This window comes from Pseudomonas fluorescens, assembly GCF_019212185.1.
Classification (GTDB): domain Bacteria; phylum Pseudomonadota; class Gammaproteobacteria; order Pseudomonadales; family Pseudomonadaceae; genus Aquipseudomonas.
In genome coordinates, this window is sequence record NZ_CP078138.1 from 180,724 (window position 1) to 196,592 (window position 15,869).

13 protein-coding genes and 1 pseudogene are annotated in these 15,869 nt (G+C 58.4%); 5 read left to right on the forward strand and 9 right to left on the reverse strand.

Translation table 11 applies throughout. From position 1 onward, the window contains the following. Positions 1 to 3: 3 nt before the first annotated feature. Complete coding sequence (gyrB, locus tag KW062_RS00835) at positions 4 to 2,421, forward strand: DNA topoisomerase (ATP-hydrolyzing) subunit B (RefSeq protein ID WP_027616688.1); 2,418 nt, start codon at positions 4 to 6, stop codon at positions 2,419 to 2,421. A gap of 255 nt (positions 2,422 to 2,676) precedes the next feature. On the opposite strand, the gene KW062_RS00840 is transcribed toward gyrB, so the two are convergent. The 4 genes from KW062_RS00840 to glyQ form a co-directional block, all read right to left on the reverse strand. Continuing rightward, a complete protein-coding gene (locus tag KW062_RS00840) occupies positions 2,677 to 3,447 on the reverse strand; it encodes a lysophospholipid acyltransferase family protein (RefSeq protein WP_027616665.1) in 771 nt (256 codons plus the stop codon). Between the two features lie 82 nt (positions 3,448 to 3,529). Then, complete coding sequence (gmhB, locus tag KW062_RS00845) at positions 3,530 to 4,063, reverse strand: D-glycero-beta-D-manno-heptose 1,7-bisphosphate 7-phosphatase (RefSeq protein WP_105753522.1); 534 nt, start codon at positions 4,061 to 4,063, stop codon at positions 3,530 to 3,532. Positions 4,064 to 4,069: 6 nt separating this feature from the next. Then, a complete protein-coding gene (gene glyS, locus KW062_RS00850) occupies positions 4,070 to 6,124 on the reverse strand; it encodes a glycine--tRNA ligase subunit beta (protein ID WP_027616663.1) in 2,055 nt (684 codons plus the stop codon). Next, positions 6,121 to 7,074, reverse strand: coding sequence for a glycine--tRNA ligase subunit alpha (gene glyQ / locus KW062_RS00855; protein ID WP_008155694.1), 954 nt, complete (start codon positions 7,072 to 7,074; stop codon positions 6,121 to 6,123). Before glyQ ends, glyS begins: the two co-directional genes overlap by 4 nt. An 81-nt stretch (positions 7,075 to 7,155) precedes the next feature. On the opposite strand from glyQ, the gene tag reads away from it, so the two are divergent. Together tag and KW062_RS00865 are read left to right on the forward strand one after the other, a co-directional pair. Continuing rightward, complete coding sequence (gene tag / locus KW062_RS00860; protein ID WP_027616662.1) at positions 7,156 to 7,713, forward strand: DNA-3-methyladenine glycosylase I; 558 nt, start codon at positions 7,156 to 7,158, stop codon at positions 7,711 to 7,713. Positions 7,714 to 7,755: 42 nt separating this feature from the next. Continuing rightward, entirely contained in the window at positions 7,756 to 8,643 is an 888-nt protein-coding gene (locus KW062_RS00865) for a lysophospholipid acyltransferase (RefSeq protein WP_027616661.1), read from the forward strand. Positions 8,644 to 8,652: 9 nt separating this feature from the next. Here KW062_RS00865 and KW062_RS00870 read toward each other — a convergent pair whose 3' ends face one another. From KW062_RS00870 to def, 5 genes are read right to left on the reverse strand one after another with little or no spacing between them, the layout of a single operon-like run. Next, positions 8,653 to 8,964 carry a tetratricopeptide repeat protein gene (locus tag KW062_RS00870; protein WP_027616660.1) on the reverse strand — a complete coding sequence of 104 codons (312 nt, stop codon included), beginning with the start codon at positions 8,962 to 8,964 and terminating at the stop codon, positions 8,653 to 8,655. A gap of 21 nt (positions 8,965 to 8,985) precedes the next feature. Beyond that, on the reverse strand, positions 8,986 to 10,359 hold the full coding sequence (trkA, locus tag KW062_RS00875) for a Trk system potassium transporter TrkA (RefSeq protein WP_027616659.1): 1,374 nt from the start codon (positions 10,357 to 10,359) through the stop codon (positions 8,986 to 8,988). A 22-nt stretch (positions 10,360 to 10,381) separates the two neighbouring features. Beyond that, on the reverse strand, positions 10,382 to 11,692 hold the full coding sequence (gene rsmB / locus KW062_RS00880; protein ID WP_105753521.1) for a 16S rRNA (cytosine(967)-C(5))-methyltransferase RsmB: 1,311 nt from the start codon (positions 11,690 to 11,692) through the stop codon (positions 10,382 to 10,384). Next, complete coding sequence (gene fmt / locus KW062_RS00885) at positions 11,689 to 12,636, reverse strand: methionyl-tRNA formyltransferase (RefSeq protein WP_027616657.1); 948 nt, start codon at positions 12,634 to 12,636, stop codon at positions 11,689 to 11,691. The genes rsmB and fmt overlap by 4 nt, the downstream gene beginning before the upstream one ends. A 56-nt stretch (positions 12,637 to 12,692) precedes the next feature. Further along, a complete protein-coding gene (gene def / locus KW062_RS00890; RefSeq protein WP_027616656.1) occupies positions 12,693 to 13,199 on the reverse strand; it encodes a peptide deformylase in 507 nt (168 codons plus the stop codon). Positions 13,200 to 13,464: 265 nt separating this feature from the next. Here def and KW062_RS00895 point away from each other — a divergent pair. Both KW062_RS00895 and KW062_RS00900 read left to right on the forward strand, forming a co-directional pair. Continuing rightward, positions 13,465 to 14,151: pseudogene (locus tag KW062_RS00895) on the forward strand (DNA-processing protein DprA); the annotation flags it as partial. Positions 14,152 to 14,194: 43 nt separating this feature from the next. After that, the gene (locus tag KW062_RS00900; protein WP_105753520.1) at positions 14,195 to 15,865 is read left to right on the forward strand and encodes a recombinase family protein; all 1,671 of its coding nucleotides are present in this window, start codon (positions 14,195 to 14,197) and stop codon (positions 15,863 to 15,865) included. The last annotated feature ends 4 nt before the right edge of the window (positions 15,866 to 15,869 follow it).

Here is a 15,869-nt window from a genome sequence, read left to right on the forward strand (position 1 = left end):
GGCATGAGCGAAGAAAATACGTACGACTCAACGAGCATTAAAGTGCTGAAAGGCCTGGATGCCGTACGCAAACGTCCCGGTATGTACATTGGTGACACAGACGATGGCAGCGGTCTGCACCACATGGTGTTCGAGGTGGTCGATAACTCGATCGACGAAGCCCTGGCTGGCTACTGCGACGACATCAGCATCATCATCCACCCGGATGAGTCCATCACCGTTCGAGACAACGGTCGTGGCATCCCGGTAGACGTGCACAAAGAGGAAGGCGTTTCCGCCGCCGAGGTCATCATGACCGTCCTCCACGCTGGCGGTAAGTTCGACGACAACTCCTATAAAGTTTCCGGCGGTCTGCACGGTGTAGGTGTATCGGTAGTGAACGCCCTCTCCGAGGAGCTGGTCCTGACCGTACGCCGCAGCGGCAAGATCTGGGAGCAGACCTACGTCCACGGCGTTCCACAGGCTCCGATGGCCATCGTTGGCGACAGCGAAACCACCGGCACCCAGATCCACTTCAAGGCCTCGAGCGAAACCTTCAAGAACATCCACTTCAGCTGGGACATTCTGGCCAAGCGGATTCGTGAACTGTCCTTCCTCAACTCCGGTGTCGGCATCGTCCTCAAGGATGAGCGCAGTGGCAAGGAGGAGCTGTTCAAATACGAAGGTGGCTTGCGTGCGTTCGTTGAATACCTGAACACCAACAAGACTGCGGTCAACCAGGTGTTTCACTTCAACATCCAGCGTGAAGACGGCATCGGCGTAGAAATCGCCCTGCAGTGGAACGACAGCTTCAACGAGAATCTGTTGTGCTTCACCAACAACATTCCACAGCGCGATGGCGGTACTCACCTGGTGGGTTTCCGTTCCGCACTGACCCGTAACCTGAACACCTACATCGAAGCCGAAGGCCTGGCGAAGAAGCACAAGGTCGCCACTACCGGTGATGATGCTCGTGAAGGCCTGACGGCGATTATTTCGGTGAAAGTCCCGGATCCGAAGTTCAGCTCCCAGACCAAGGACAAGCTGGTGTCTTCCGAAGTGAAGACCGCTGTCGAACAGGAAATGGGCAAGTACTTCTCCGACTTCCTGCTGGAAAACCCGAACGAAGCCAAGCTGGTTGTCGGCAAGATGATCGATGCGGCACGTGCCCGTGAAGCGGCGCGTAAAGCCCGTGAGATGACCCGTCGTAAAGGCGCGCTGGACATCGCCGGCCTGCCGGGCAAGCTGGCGGACTGCCAGGAAAAAGACCCTGCCCTTTCCGAACTGTACCTTGTGGAAGGTGACTCTGCTGGCGGCTCCGCCAAGCAGGGGCGCAACCGTCGTACCCAGGCCATCCTGCCGTTGAAGGGCAAGATCCTCAACGTCGAGAAAGCACGTTTCGACAAGATGATCTCTTCCCAGGAAGTGGGCACCTTGATCACGGCGCTGGGCTGCGGTATCGGCCGTGAGGAATACAACATCGACAAGCTGCGCTACCACAACATCATCATCATGACCGATGCTGACGTCGACGGTTCGCACATCCGTACCCTGCTGCTGACCTTCTTCTTCCGTCAGTTGCCGGAGCTGATCGAGCGTGGCTACATCTACATCGCCCAGCCGCCGTTGTACAAAGTGAAGAAAGGCAAGCAAGAGCAATACATCAAAGACGACGACGCCATGGAAGAGTACATGACGCAGTCGGCCCTGGAAGATGCCAGCCTGCACCTGAACGAAGACGCACCGGGTATCTCCGGTGGCGCGCTAGAGCGTCTGGTCAACGACTTCCGCCTGGTGATGAAGACCCTCAAGCGCCTGTCGCGTCTGTACCCACAGGAGCTGACTGAGCACTTCATCTACCTGCCGCCTGTGAGCATGGAGCAACTGTCCGACCACGCTGCCATGCAGGAATGGCTGGCCCAGTACGAAGTGCGTCTGCGCACTGTCGAGAAGTCCGGCCTGGTGTACAAAGCCAGCCTACGTGAAGACCGCGAGCGTAACGTCTGGCTGCCAGAGGTCGAATTGATCTCTCATGGCTTGTCGAACTACGTCACCTTCAACCGTGACTTCTTCAGCAGTAACGATTACAAGACCGTGGTGTCCCTGGGCGCTCAGCTGAGCACTTTGCTCGACGAGGGTGCCTACATCCAGCGCGGCGAGCGCAAGAAGCCGGTCACCGAGTTCAAGGAAGCCCTTGAGTGGCTGATGGCTGAAAGCACCAAGCGTCACACCATCCAACGATACAAAGGTCTGGGCGAGATGAACCCGGATCAGCTGTGGGAAACCACCATGGATCCTGCCCAGCGCCGGATGCTTAAAGTGACCATTGAAGACGCCATTGGCGCGGACCAGATCTTCAACACCCTGATGGGTGATGCGGTCGAACCTCGTCGTGACTTCATCGAAAGCAACGCTCTGGCCGTGTCGAACCTGGATTTCTGATCCCGCGTTTACTCAGCTGGTACAAAAAAGGCCAACGCTTTGCGTTGGCCTTTTTTATGGGCGTGTATTCAATTAGACAAGGCGCCGGACGGGTATAAAAAAACCGGCTAAAAAGCCGGTTTTCTGGGTCACTGCGAAAACTTATGCACGTTTTTCCGTGTTTTATCAGATTAAGAAATATGTATCTAAATCATAGACTTAAGTGATAAATGAAACGATTTCAAAGAAAACCGTGCACAGGTTATCCACAGAAACTCAAATCGCCTGTGGCTCGGTCGCAGTTGCGAGTGGCGGCAAGGAGCCCATGTCGCGCTGGGTCTGCTCATTCCACGCAGCCGCGCGGTCGTTCAGTTCGGCAATCGCCCGTGGACCGGTGCCTTCGGCATACATGGGCTCACCGATCACCACGGTGATCACCCCAGGCTTTTTCGCCCAGCCGGTTTTCGGCCAGAACTTGCCGGCGTTGTGTGCGATAGGCAGTACCGGCAGTTCAGCATTGACCGCCAGCGCCGTGCCTCCCCGAGAGAACTTGCCAACCGTGCCAAACGGGACGCGGGTGCCTTCCGGGAAAATCAGCACCCAGACATTGTCCTTGAGCAGTTCATCGCCCTTCTTGGCCACATGCTTGAGTGCGGCCTTCGGGTTATCGCGGTCGATAGCAATCGGTCGCAGCATCGCCATCGCCCAGCCAAAAAACGGCACGAACAGCAGTTCGCGCTTGAGTACCTGACTCAATGGCTGGAAGTAAGCCGAGAGGAAGAATGTCTCCCAGGTGCTCTGATGGTTCGACAGGATTACGCAAGGCTGCTGCGGGACGTTCTCAGCGCCTTTGATCTCGTAGTGGATGCCAAGGAACACTTTGCTCAGCCACAGGGCGCAGCGGCACCAATAGACATTGATGAATCGATAACGCGCCTTGAACGGCAGGAAAGGCGCGATAAAAAAGCTCAGGCTGCACCACAGCAACGAACTGGTGCCCAGCAGCAGGTAAAAAAGAAAGGTTCTGATTGCCTGCAAGATCGACATGGTCGCGTTTACCGTTGCGGGTCAGTGCCCGCCTTCCAAAAGCGCGCTCTGAACAGTCCCACGACAGGCTGCCAGAATCGCTCTAGTTGTTAATAAGTTCTGCGGCAATTGCCGCCAGATCGTCAAAAATCAGCGTACCTGCCGGCAAGGTCTTGCCCAGCGTCTTCTCGCCCTTCCCGGTTTTCACCAAAACAGGCTGAGAATCGACGGCTTTTGCGGCCTCCAGGTCACCGAGACTGTCGCCGACGAACCACAGGTGGCTCAGCGACACGTCGTAATGTGCGGCAATGGTTTTCAACATGCCGGGTTTTGGCTTGCGGCATTCGCAGCCTTCGTCAGGCCCGTGCGGGCAATAGACGATCAGGCCGAGTTCGCCGCCCTGCTCGGCCACTAACTCGCGCAAACGCGCGTGCATGGCGTCCAGGGTGGCGATGTCGTAATAGCCACGAGCAATACCGGACTGGTTGGTGGCCACGGCCACTGTCCAGCCGGCCTTGCTCAACTGCGCGATCGCCTCGATCGAGCCCGGCAGCGGAATCCACTCCGCCACCGATTTGATGTAAGCGTCGGAGTCGTAATTGATGACCCCATCCCGATCGAGAATCAGCAGTTTCAAACGGTCTTACCCCAGCAACGAAATGTCGGCTACACCCAGGAACAGGCCACGCAGACGCGCCAGCAGCGCATAGCGGTTGGCGCGCACATTGGCGTCCTCGGCATTGACCATCACCGCTTCGAAGAACGCATCCACCGGCTCGCGCAAGGCGGCCAGGCGCGCCAGCGACTCGCGATACTGACGAGCGGCAGCCATCGGTTGTACCGCCTGGTCGGCTTGCTGAATAGCCGAATAGAGCGAGAACTCGTTGGCGTTGTCGAAGTACTTGGCTTCGACGGTGGTCGGCACGCTGCCTTCGAGCTTGCTCAGCAGGTTCGACACGCGCTTGTTCACGGCGGCCAGGGCAGCCGCTTCCGGCAATTGGCGGAATGCCTGCACGGCTTGCACGCGCTGGTCGAAGTCCAGTGCCGAACCCGGGTTCAGTGCACGTACCGACAGGTAGGTGGCAACATCCACGCCTTCGTCTTCGTAGCGCGCACGCAGGCGGTCGAAGATGAACTCCAGGACCGCGTCAGCCAGACCGGCGGCCTTGACCTTCGGACCGAACGCAGCAACGGCGAAGGCCACCGCGTCGGTCAGATCGAGGTCGAGCTTCTTGTCGATCAGGATGCGCAACACGCCCAGGGCCGCACGACGCAGGGCGTACGGGTCCTTGCTGCCGGTTGGCAGCATGCCGATACCGAAGATCCCGACCAGGGTGTCGAGCTTGTCTGCAATCGCCACCGCTGCACCGGTCAGGGTGCTTGGCAGTTCAGCACCCGCACCGCGCGGCATGTACTGCTCGTTCAGTGCCAGGGCGACGTCTTCTGGCTCGCCATCATTGAGGGCGTAGTAGTAACCGGCGACGCCTTGCATCTCCGGGAACTCGCCGACCATTTCGGTCGCCAGGTCGCACTTGGACAGCAGGCCCGCGCGCGCCGCCCATTGAGCGTTGCCGCCAATGTGCGGCGCGATGAACGCGGCCAGCTTGGAAACGCGCTCGGCTTTGTCGTAGACGCTGCCGAGTTTTTCCTGGAACACCACGTTCTGCAGGCGCTGGTTGAAATCTTCGAGTTTCTGCTTCTTGTCTTGCTTGAAGAAGAATTCGGCGTCGGTCAGGCGTGGACGAACCACCTTCTCGTTGCCGTCGATGATCTGCTGCGGGTCCTTGCTTTCGATGTTGGCCACGGTAATGAAACGTGGCAGCAACTTGCCGTCGGCGTCCAGCAGGCAGAAGTACTTCTGGTTGTCCTGCATGGTGGTAATCAGGGCTTCTTGCGGCACATCGAGGAAGCGTTCCTCGAACGAGCACACCAGCGGCACCGGCCACTCGACCAGCGCGGTCACTTCGTCCAGCAGGTTGGCCGGAACGATAGCCGTGCCTTCCTGGCGGGTCGCCAGTTCTTCGGTGCGCTTGCTGATGATCTCGCGACGCTCGTTGGCGTCGGCCAGCACATAGGCGGCCCGCAGGTCGGCCAGGTAGCTGGATGGCGAACCGATGCGCACGCTTTGCGGGTGATGGAAGCGGTGGCCACGGGAATCGCGACCGGCTTTCTGCGCCAGGATGGTGCAGTCGATGACTTGGTCACCCAGCAGCATCACCAGCCATTGCGTTGGACGAACGAATTCTTCCTTGCGCGCGCCCCAACGCATGCGTTTCGGGATCGGCAGGTCATTCAGGGAGTCTTCGACGATGGTCGGCAACAGGCTGGCGGTCGGCTTGCCGGCGATGTTCTGGCTGTAGCGCAGCTTTGGACCGCTCTGATCGATTTCGCTCAGGTCGACGCCGCACTTCTTGGCAAAGCCCAGCGCCGCTTGGGTCGGGTTGCCTTCGGCATCGAACGCGGCCTGACGTGGCGGGCCGTCGAGGTTGATGCTGCGATCCGGTTGCTGGGTGGCCAGTGCAGTGATCAGCACGGCCAGGCGGCGCGGGGCGGCATAAACGGTTTTGGTTTCGTAGTTCAGGCCGGCAGCTTGCAGGCCCTTGTCGATACCGGCGAGGAACGCCTCAGCCAAGGTGTTCAGGGCTTTGGGTGGCAGTTCTTCAGTGCCCAGTTCAACCAGAAAATCCAGAGCACTCATTGTGCAGCCTCCAGCTTGGCCAGTACTTCATCACGCAGGTCCGGGGTCGCCATCGGGAAGCCCAGCTTGGCGCGAGCCAGCAGGTAGGCTTGCGCAACGGAACGCGCCAGGGTGCGCACACGCAGAATGTATTGCTGACGCGCGGTCACCGAGATCGCTCGGCGCGCATCCAGCAGGTTGAAGGTGTGCGAAGCCTTCAGCACCATTTCATAGCTTGGCAGCGGCAGCGGTTGATCCAGCTCGATCAGACGCTTGGCTTCGCTTTCGTAGAAATCGAACAGTTCGAACAGTTTTTCGACGTTGGCGTGCTCGAAGTTGTAGGTCGACTGCTCCACTTCGTTCTGGTGGAACACGTCGCCGTAGGTAACCTTGCCCATCGGGCCGTCAGCCCAGACCAGGTCGTAGACCGAGTCCACGCCCTGCAGGTACATGGCCAGGCGTTCCAGGCCGTAGGTGATTTCGCCGGTCACCGGATAGCACTCGATGCCGCCCGCTTGCTGGAAGTAAGTGAATTGGGTCACTTCCATGCCGTTGAGCCAGACTTCCCAGCCCAGGCCCCAGGCGCCCAGGGTCGGCGATTCCCAGTTGTCTTCGACGAAACGGATATCGTGCACCAGCGGGTCGAGGCCCACGTGCTTGAGGGAACCCAGGTACAGCTCCTGGAAGTTGTCCGGGTTCGGCTTCAGAACTACCTGGAACTGGTAGTAGTGCTGCAGACGGTTAGGGTTTTCGCCGTAGCGGCCGTCAGTCGGGCGACGACTGGGCTGCACATAAGCGGCGTTCCAGGTTTCCGGGCCGATGGCGCGCAGGAACGTGGCGGTATGGAAAGTGCCGGCGCCTACTTCCATATCGTAGGGCTGAAGTACCACACAACCTTGCTCGGCCCAGTATTGCTGGAGGGCGAGGATCAAGTCTTGGAAGGTACGCACGGCTGGCGTAGGCTGGCTCACGAAATTCACCTGTTTCTTGGGCTGCGATTTAAAGAGCGGGAGTATACCCGATTCGTTCGTGCGCACGCCCCCTGGAGCCTTATGCCACGCTGCTTTTGGTGTTCCGAAGATCCGCTGTACATGGCTTATCACGATCAGGAGTGGGGCGTGCCGCTACGCGACGCGCAGCGCTTGTTCGAGTTGCTTTTGCTCGAAGGGTTCCAGGCCGGTCTGTCCTGGATCACCGTGCTGAAGAAGCGCGAGCGCTATCGGGAAGTGTTGTACGGCTTCGATGTGCAACGTGTGGCGCAGATGAGCGATGCTGAAATCGACGATCTGATGCTCGACCCCGGGATCATCCGCAACCGCCTGAAGCTCAAGGCCGCGCGCCGCAACGCCCAGGCCTGGTTGGCGCTGGAGGATCCGGTGGAGTTTCTCTGGTCGTTTGTTGGCGGGGTGCCGACGGTCAATCATTTCCAGGACCGCACCCAGGTACCGGCCGTCACCCCGGTCGCCGTGGAAATGAGTCGCGGGCTGAAAAAGGCCGGCTTCACCTTCGTCGGTCCGACCATCTGTTATGCCCTGATGCAGGCCTCGGGCATGGTCATGGACCACACGCTCGATTGTGATCGTTACGCCGAGTTGGCGGCGGGCGGTTAGAATAGTCGGCTCGCAACAGGATTCAGACAACAGGAGTGACCTGTGGATAAGTTTAAAGGCGCCTTGCTGGTGGGCGCTCTGCGGTTGTTTGCCCTGCTTCCGTGGCGGGCCGTGCAGGCGGTCGGTTCGGCGATTGGCTGGGTGATGTGGAAAACCCCCAACCGTTCCCGCGACGTGGTGCGCATCAACCTCGCCAAATGTTTTCCCGAGATGGACCCCGCCGAGCGTGAGCGTCTGGTGGGCCAAAGCCTCAAGGACATCGGCAAATCCCTGACCGAAAGTGCCTGTGCGTGGATCTGGCCGGCCCAGCGTTCGATTGACCTGGTGCGTGAAGTCGAAGGCCTGGACGTGCTCAAGGACGCCTTGGCGTCGGGTAAAGGCGTGGTGGGCATCACCAGTCACCTGGGCAACTGGGAAGTGCTCAATCACTTCTATTGCAGCCAGTGCAAGCCGATCATTTTCTACCGTCCGCCCAAGCTCAAGGCGGTGGATGAACTGCTGCGCAAGCAGCGGGTGCAGTTGGGCAATCGGGTGGCAGCGTCCACCAAGGAAGGTATTCTCAGCGTGATCAAGGAAGTGCGCAAAGGTGGCGCCGTGGGTATTCCGGCTGATCCGGAGCCGGCCGAGTCCGCCGGGATCTTCGTGCCCTTCTTCGCCACCCAGGCCCTGACCAGCAAGTTCGTGCCGAACATGCTGGCCGGTGGCAAGGCGGTCGGGGTGTTCCTGCATGCCCTGCGCCTGCCCGACGGCTCAGGCTACAAAGTGATCCTCGAAGCGGCCCCCGAAGACATGTACAGCACCGATACCGAGACGTCCTGTGCCGCGATGAGCAAGGTGGTTGAGCGTTATGTGCGGGCCTATCCGAGCCAGTACATGTGGAGCATGAAGCGCTTCAAGAAGCGTCCGCCGGGTGAAGAACGCTGGTACTGAAATCAGTGCCTAGAGGTGGCGGTCGAGTTTCTTGAGGAACACCGCCATCTCTTTCTCTGCCTGCTTGTCACCGTGGGCCTGCGCCGCGCTGATCCCCTGCTCCCAGGCCCGGCGCGCCGCCGCATGATCTTCCAAGCCCAGCAACGCCTTGCCCAGCAGCTTCCACGCCGCCGAATATTTCGGATCGAACTCGACGCACTTGCGCAGATGTTCGGCGGCCTTGGTGTAGTCCTTCAGGTCCAGATAACCCTTACCCAGACCGAAGCGCAGCAGGGAGTTATCCACACCCTTGGCAAGCATCTTTTCCAGCGACTCCAGCATCTGAAAACCTCCTGGTGATTGTCAGAAAAAGCTCAAGCCCACGTGGAACAGCTTCTCCACATCGCGGATGTGCTTTTTATCCACAAGGAACAGAATCACGTGATCGCCGGCTTCGATCACCGTGTCGTCGTGGGCGATCAGCACTTCTTCGTCACGAATGATCGCGCCGATGGTGGCACCCGGCGGCAATGCGATGTTTTCGATGGCCTTGCCGATCACCTTGCTGGACTTCGCGTCGCCGTGAGCAATCGCCTCGATGGCCTCAGCCGCGCCGCGGCGCAATGAGTGCACGCTGACGATATCGCCGCGGCGTACGTGTGCCAACAGGGTGCCGATGGTCGCCAGTTGCGGGCTGATGGCGATATCGATATCGCCGCCTTGGATCAGGTCGACATAGGCAGGGTTGTTGATGATGGTCATCACCTTCTTCGCTCCCAGGCGCTTGGCCAGCAGCGACGACATGATGTTGGCTTCATCGTCGTTGGTCAGTGCAAGGAAGATATCGGCGTCGGCAATGTTCTCTTCCAGCAGCAAGTCACGGTCCGACGCGCTGCCCTGTAATACCACGGTGCTGTCGAGGGTGTCCGACAGGTAGCGGCAACGCGCCGGGCTCATCTCGATTATCTTGACCTGGTAGCGACTCTCGATGGCCTCGGCCAGGCGCTCGCCAATCTGTCCACCGCCGGCAATGACGATGCGCTTGTAGCTTTCGTCGAGGCGGCGCATTTCGCTCATGACTGCGCGAATATTCGCTTTGGCAGCGATGAAGAATACTTCGTCGTCCGCTTCGATCACCGTATCGCCTTGCGGCAGGATCGGCCGGTCGCGACGGAAGATCGCGGCAACCCGAGTGTCGACGTTGGGCATGTGTTCGCGCAACTGACGCAATTGCTGACCTACCAGCGGCCCGCCGTAATAGGCCTTGACCGCCACCAACTGCGCCTTGCCTTCGGCGAAGTCGATGACCTGCAGGGCGCCGGGGTGTTGGATCAGACGCTTGATGTAGTTGGTCACGACCTGTTCCGGGCTGATCAGCACGTCCACTGGAATCGCGTCGTTGTCGAACAGGTCAGCGCGGGTCAGGTAGGACGCTTCGCGGACCCGGGCGATCTTGGTCGGGGTGTGGAACAGGGTGTGGGCCACCTGGCAGGCGACCATGTTGGTTTCGTCGCTGTTGGTCACCGCCACCAGCATGTCGGCGTCGTCGGCACCGGCCGAGCGCAACACGGTAGGCAGCGATCCGCGACCTTGCACGGTGCGGATGTCGAGGCGATCGCCGAGGTCGCGCAGGCGTTCGCCGTCGGTGTCGACCACAGTAATGTCATTGGCTTCGCTGGCCAGATGCTCCGCCAGCGATCCGCCCACCTGCCCTGCGCCGAGGATGATGATTTTCATCCAGTCACTCCCTTGGAATCGTTTAACCGCGCGCGGCGGCGATCTTGATCAGCTTGGCGTAATAGAACCCGTCATGACCACCCTCTTGTGCCAGCAACTGGCGACCATGGGGCTGCTTGATACCGGCCTGGCTGGCGATATCCAGCTCGCGGGCACCCGGGGTGCGGGCGAGAAACGCCTCGATCACTTCGGTGTTTTCGGTGGGCAGCGTCGAGCAGGTGGCGTACAGCAGGATGCCGCCCACCTCGAGAGTCTTCCACATGGCGTCGAGCAACTCGCCCTGCAGAGTGGCCAGCGCGGCGATGTCGTCGGGTTGGCGAGTCAGCTTGATGTCCGGGTGACGGCGAATCACCCCGGTGGCCGAGCACGGCGCATCGAGCAGGATCCGCTGGAACGGTTTGCCGTCCCACCAGGCCTGAGTGTCGCGGCCGTCGGCGGCGATCAGCTCGGCATCCAGGCGTAGGCGATCGAGGTTTTCCCGTACCCGCAGCAGGCGTTTGGCTTCGAGGTCCACTGCCACCACGCCGGCCAGCGCCGGTTCAACTTCAAGAATATGGCAGGTCTTGCCGCCCGGGGCGCAGCAGGCATCCAGCACGCGTTGGCCGGGTGCCAGATCGAGCAGATCGGCCGCCAGTTGCGCGGCTTCGTCTTGCACACTGATCCAGCCTTCGCTGAAGCCCGGCAGGCTGCGCACGTCGCCTGGCGTGTCGAGGACGATGCCGTCCTGGCTGAATACGCAGGGTTGTGCGGCAACACCGGCCTGGTTCAACAGGGCGAGGTAAGCGTCGCGGGAATGATGGCGACGATTGACCCGCAAAATCATCGGCGGGTGCGCATTGTTGGCCGCGCAGATGGCCTCCCATTGCTGGGGCCAGAAGGCCTTGAGCGACTTCTGCAGCCAGCGCGGATGGGCGGTGCGCACTACCGGATCGTGCTCCAGTTCTGCCAACAGCGCTTCACTCTCACGTTGGGCGCGGCGCAGGACGGCGTTGATCAGGGCTTTTGCCCACGGTTTTTTCAGCTTGTCGGCGCAGCCAACCGTTTCGCCGATGGCGGCATGGGCCGGAACACGGGTGTAGAGCAACTGATACAAGCCGACCAGCAGTAGCGCCTCGACATCGGTATCAGCGGCCTTGAAGGGCTTTTGCAGCAGCTTGGCCGCCAGCGCCGACAGGCGTGGCTGCCAGCGCGCGGTGCCGAAAGCGAGGTCCTGGGTGAAACCGCGATCGCGGTCTTCGACCTTGTCCAGCTGGGTCGGCAGCGAACTGTTGAGCGAAGCTTTGCCGTTGAGCACGGCAGTCAGTGCCTTGGCGGCGGCCAGACGCGGGTTCATTGCGCGTCCACCGCTTGGCCAAGGACGGTGCCGACAGCGAATTTTTCGCGCCGGCTGTTGAACAGGTCGCTGAAGTTCAGGGCCTTGCCGCCGGGCAGTTGCAGGCGAGTCAGGCACAGCGCCTGTTCGCCGCAGGCAACCAGCAGGCCGTCCTTGCTGGCGCCGATGATTTCGCCGGGGGTGCCTTTGCCGTCGGCCAAGGTGGCGGCGAGCACTTTCAACGCTTCGCCGTTGAGTGTGCTGTGGCAGATCGGCCATGGATTGAAAGCCCGGACCAGTCGCTCCAGCTCGACGGCCGGACGGCTCCAGTCAATGCGCGCTTCGTCCTTGTTCAATTTGTGGGCGTAGGTGGCCAGGCTATCGTCCTGCACTTCACCTTGCAGGGTGCCGGCAGCCAGCCCGGCAATTGCCTGGAGCACAGCTGGCGGGCCCATTTCGGCGAGGCGGTCGTGCAAGCTGCCGCCAGTGTCTTGGGCAGTAATTGGGGTGTGGACCTTGAGCAGCATCGGCCCAGTGTCCAGACCGGCTTCCATGCGCATCACGGTGACGCCACTTTCTGCGTCACCGGCTTCGACGGCGCGCTGGATCGGCGCCGCACCGCGCCAGCGTGGCAGCAGCGAGGCGTGGCTGTTGATGCAGCCCAGGCGCGGAATATCCAGCACCACTTGCGGCAGGATCAGGCCGTAGGCCACCACCACCATCAAGTCGGGCTTGAGCGCAGCCAGTTCGGCCTGGGCATCGGCGTTGCGCAGGGTCGGCGGCTGCAGCACCGGAATATTGTTTTCCAGCGCCAGTTGCTTGACCGGGCTTGGCATCAGCTTTTGCCCGCGACCCGCCGGGCGATCCGGTTGGGTGTAGACCGCGACGATTTCGTACGGGCTGTCGAGCAGGGCCTTGAGGTGTTCGGCGGCGAATTCGGGGGTGCCGGCAAAAACGATGCGCATCGGGGGATCTCACAAAAGAAAAAGGCTTGCCGCAGCAAGCCTTTGGAAGAAAGGAGTCAAGCGTTCTGGCGGTGGAGCTTTTCCAGCTTCTTCTTGATCCGGTCGCGTTTGAGCGTGGATAGGTAGTCGACGAACAACTTGCCGTTGAGGTGGTCGCATTCGTGCTGGATGCACACCGCCAGCAGGCCTTCGGCAATCAGCTCGTAGGGCTTTCCGTCGCGATCCAGAGCCTTGATCTTGACCTTTTGCGGACGGTCGACGTTTTCGTAAAAGCCCGGTACCGAAAGGCAGCCTTCCTGGTACTGCTCCATCTCGTCGGTCAGGGTTTCGAACTCGGGGTTGATGAACACCATCGGTTCGCTGCGATCTTCGGACAGGTCCATGACCACGATGCGCTTGTGCACGTTGATCTGGGTCGCCGCGAGGCCGATGCCCGGAGCTTCATACATTGTTTCAAACATGTCATCGACCAACTGCCGCACTTCATCGTCCACTACGGCCACCGGTTTGGCGATCGTTCGCAGGCGCGGGTCGGGAAATTCGAGGATGTTCAAAATGGCCATAAGCGTAATAGCTGCACGTGTGAAGTTGGGTCAGGGCCGAGGCCACCGTTATAAAACGTCGCCCCCGACAGGAGCGAGCCCGGCGGGCCCTGGCGTTTTATGCGAACGGACATGATAAAGGGATTCACTGCATGAGTGAATCATTAGTCGCCCTGCGGCTTTGTACCTGGCGGCATTCGCGGTAAAGCCCTCAACAAGTTACCAACAGAGTTATCCACAGCTTATTCCTGCTAAAGCGGGACCACTTACGATCAAGGATGATCCTATGCCCTGCCCTGAAAATTCGCCGATATCCCCGGCCGAACTTGAAGCTCGCCTGCGTTTGCATTGCCTGCCGGAACTGGGGCAGCGACGTTATCTCAAACTGTTCGAAGCCTTCGGTTCAGCATCCAAAGCCCTCAGTGCGCCGGCCAATGCCTGGCGATCCCTGGGCCTGCCGGCATGTTGCGCCGAGGCCCGACGTAGTCCGCTGGTGCGCGACAGCGCCCAGCATGCCCTGGCCTGGCTTGAGCGCGAAGGCCAGCATTTACTGATGTTCGACCAGCCCGGTTACCCCGCATTGCTGGCCGAAATCAGCGATCCGCCGCCGTTGTTGTTCGTCGCTGGCGATCCGACCATCCTGGAAAAACCGCAACTGGCGATGGTCGGCAGTCGACGCGCGTCCAGGCCGGGCATGGATACCGCCGCGGCGTTTTCCCGCAGTCTGGCGGGTGCCGGTTTTGTCATCACCAGCGGCTTGGCCCTGGGGATTGATGCGGCAGCGCATCAAGCCGCGCTGGATGTGGGCGGTCAAACGATTGGGGTGCTGGGCACCGGCCTGGAAAAATTTTATCCACAGCGTAATCGGCGTCTGGCCGAGATGATGATCGCCCAAGGCAGTGCAGTGATTTCCGAATTCCCGCTCGATGCTGGGCCGCATGCCGGCAACTTCCCTCGGCGCAACCGGATCATAATCCCATGGTATATTTCTCCGAGTGAAATTTGGAGTCACCTTGATGCCCGCCGCCTACGCCTACATACGCTATTCCAGAGCAGTCCAGCAGACTGGCGATAGCGAAGATCGTCAATTCACGGCCCTTGAATTGTTCGAGCACACCATAGGCATGGCCATTGCCGAAGTGGTCTACGACCGTGGCAAGTCTGCGTTCCGGGGCGACAATGCGAAGACAGGCAAGTTTAAGGAGATCCTCAACCGTATCGAGCAAGGGGGCATCCAGAAGGGTGATTACCTTGTCGTCGAATCTATCGACCGGATCACCCGGCAACGGGTGCTGGACGGCGTGGAATTGCTTCAAGGCATCTTGAAGAAAGGGATCAATATCTACACCACCACCGACCAGAAAACCTACTCCTACAACGACCCATCAAAAGACTTTGAAAACCTTTTGATGATTAGTCTTATCGCTAAGCGAGCAAATGAGGAAAGCGAAACCAAATCGAACCGCCTCTTATCATCGTGGAAGAAACGCCGCGAAAAGGCCAAAAGCGGTGGAATAATTATTACGAAAGGGAACTCAATTCCTTATGGGCTTCGCGTTGTAAATGGTCAGTTTACTATTGACGAAGATGAGCAAAAAGAAATCAACAGGCTCTTTGAATCTCTTTTGATTTACGGCCTGAATACCGCAGTTAAAAAAGTCAATCAGTACTCGAAGAAAGTGTGGCACAACGCCACTGTTACTAAACTAATTTCCAGCAAATCAGTTATTGGCTGCCTTGCCACTAATAGAATGGAATATATAAATGGGAAAGCCAAGAAAATTCCCACCGGTTTTATTGAAAATTATTATCCTCAACTGATATCTCCGGCTCTCTTTTATCAAGTAATCGACAAGATGAAGGAGCGTAAAGCAAAAAATTATAATGGAAGAAGAACCGAGCAGGATTTCAATATCTTCAAAAATCAGATTTTTTGTTTTTCTTGTGGCGGTAAACTCTATTATGACCACAGAGGTAGCCGCTACAAAGGAAAGATTTACCCGTATTTCAAATGTAATACTAAACGGTTAAATCCAAGAGAATGTGGCACTGATAACATTCGCTTTGAGTATATTTTCGGACTACTTCTGAAAGGTCTTGAAAAGCTTAAAAAAGTGTCAGATGTTTGGAGCCTTTTAGATATTGATGAGGGGGAGGCAGGAAAAAATAACCGCCTAAATGTTCAATTTAGTGGTTTATTGAGGCGACCTTCTTCGATTGATACCAATGCTCAAGTTGAGCAAAAGTCAGCCGAATTAGGGCAACTTAGGACGACCTACGAAAATTTATCTATCAGTATTAGGGCTTTCAGTGGGAAAATTCCACTCCCAGTGATGCAACAGCTTTCCGAGGTCGAGACCAAAATAGAAGAACTTACCCAAGAAATCGAAGCCTTAGAAGCGGCCAGCCCTAGTGCTGCTATAAACATTGACGACTATAAGACTATCATCGATTTGTTCATGACTGAGGAAGGTAGAGCCAAAATCAATACTTTCTTTAAGGAAAATGATATCGTCTTTTATGCCGAGCATCATAAGCAGTCAACCCTCAGTCAGTTGAAAATCGCAAGAGTTGTTGGCGACACCAACGAGGAGTTAATCCATACAAGTGCATTTTTACCTAAAAAACAGATTTTAAAAGCGTGGAACTTAACCGACCTACAAGATATGTTTGATTTGTCAGTATAAAATT

Bases quoted from the DNA above. Each gene is read 5' to 3' on its own strand.
- gyrB (WP_027616688.1), top strand. From the start codon at position 4: ATGAGCGAAGAAAATACGTACGACTCAACGAGCATTAAAGTGCTGAAA.
- KW062_RS00840 (WP_027616665.1), bottom strand. From the start codon at position 3,447: ATGTCGATCTTGCAGGCAATCAGAACCTTTCTTTTTTACCTGCTGCTG.
- glyS (WP_027616663.1), bottom strand. From the start codon at position 6,124: ATGAGTGCTCTGGATTTTCTGGTTGAACTGGGCACTGAAGAACTGCCA.
- tag (WP_027616662.1), top strand. From the start codon at position 7,156: ATGCCACGCTGCTTTTGGTGTTCCGAAGATCCGCTGTACATGGCTTAT.
- KW062_RS00870 (WP_027616660.1), bottom strand. From the start codon at position 8,964: ATGCTGGAGTCGCTGGAAAAGATGCTTGCCAAGGGTGTGGATAACTCC.
- trkA (WP_027616659.1), bottom strand. From the start codon at position 10,359: ATGAAAATCATCATCCTCGGCGCAGGGCAGGTGGGCGGATCGCTGGCG.
- rsmB (WP_105753521.1), bottom strand. From the start codon at position 11,692: ATGAACCCGCGTCTGGCCGCCGCCAAGGCACTGACTGCCGTGCTCAAC.
- fmt (WP_027616657.1), bottom strand. From the start codon at position 12,636: ATGCGCATCGTTTTTGCCGGCACCCCCGAATTCGCCGCCGAACACCTC.
- def (WP_027616656.1), bottom strand. From the start codon at position 13,199: ATGGCCATTTTGAACATCCTCGAATTTCCCGACCCGCGCCTGCGAACG.
- KW062_RS00900 (WP_105753520.1), top strand. From the start codon at position 14,195: ATGCCCGCCGCCTACGCCTACATACGCTATTCCAGAGCAGTCCAGCAG.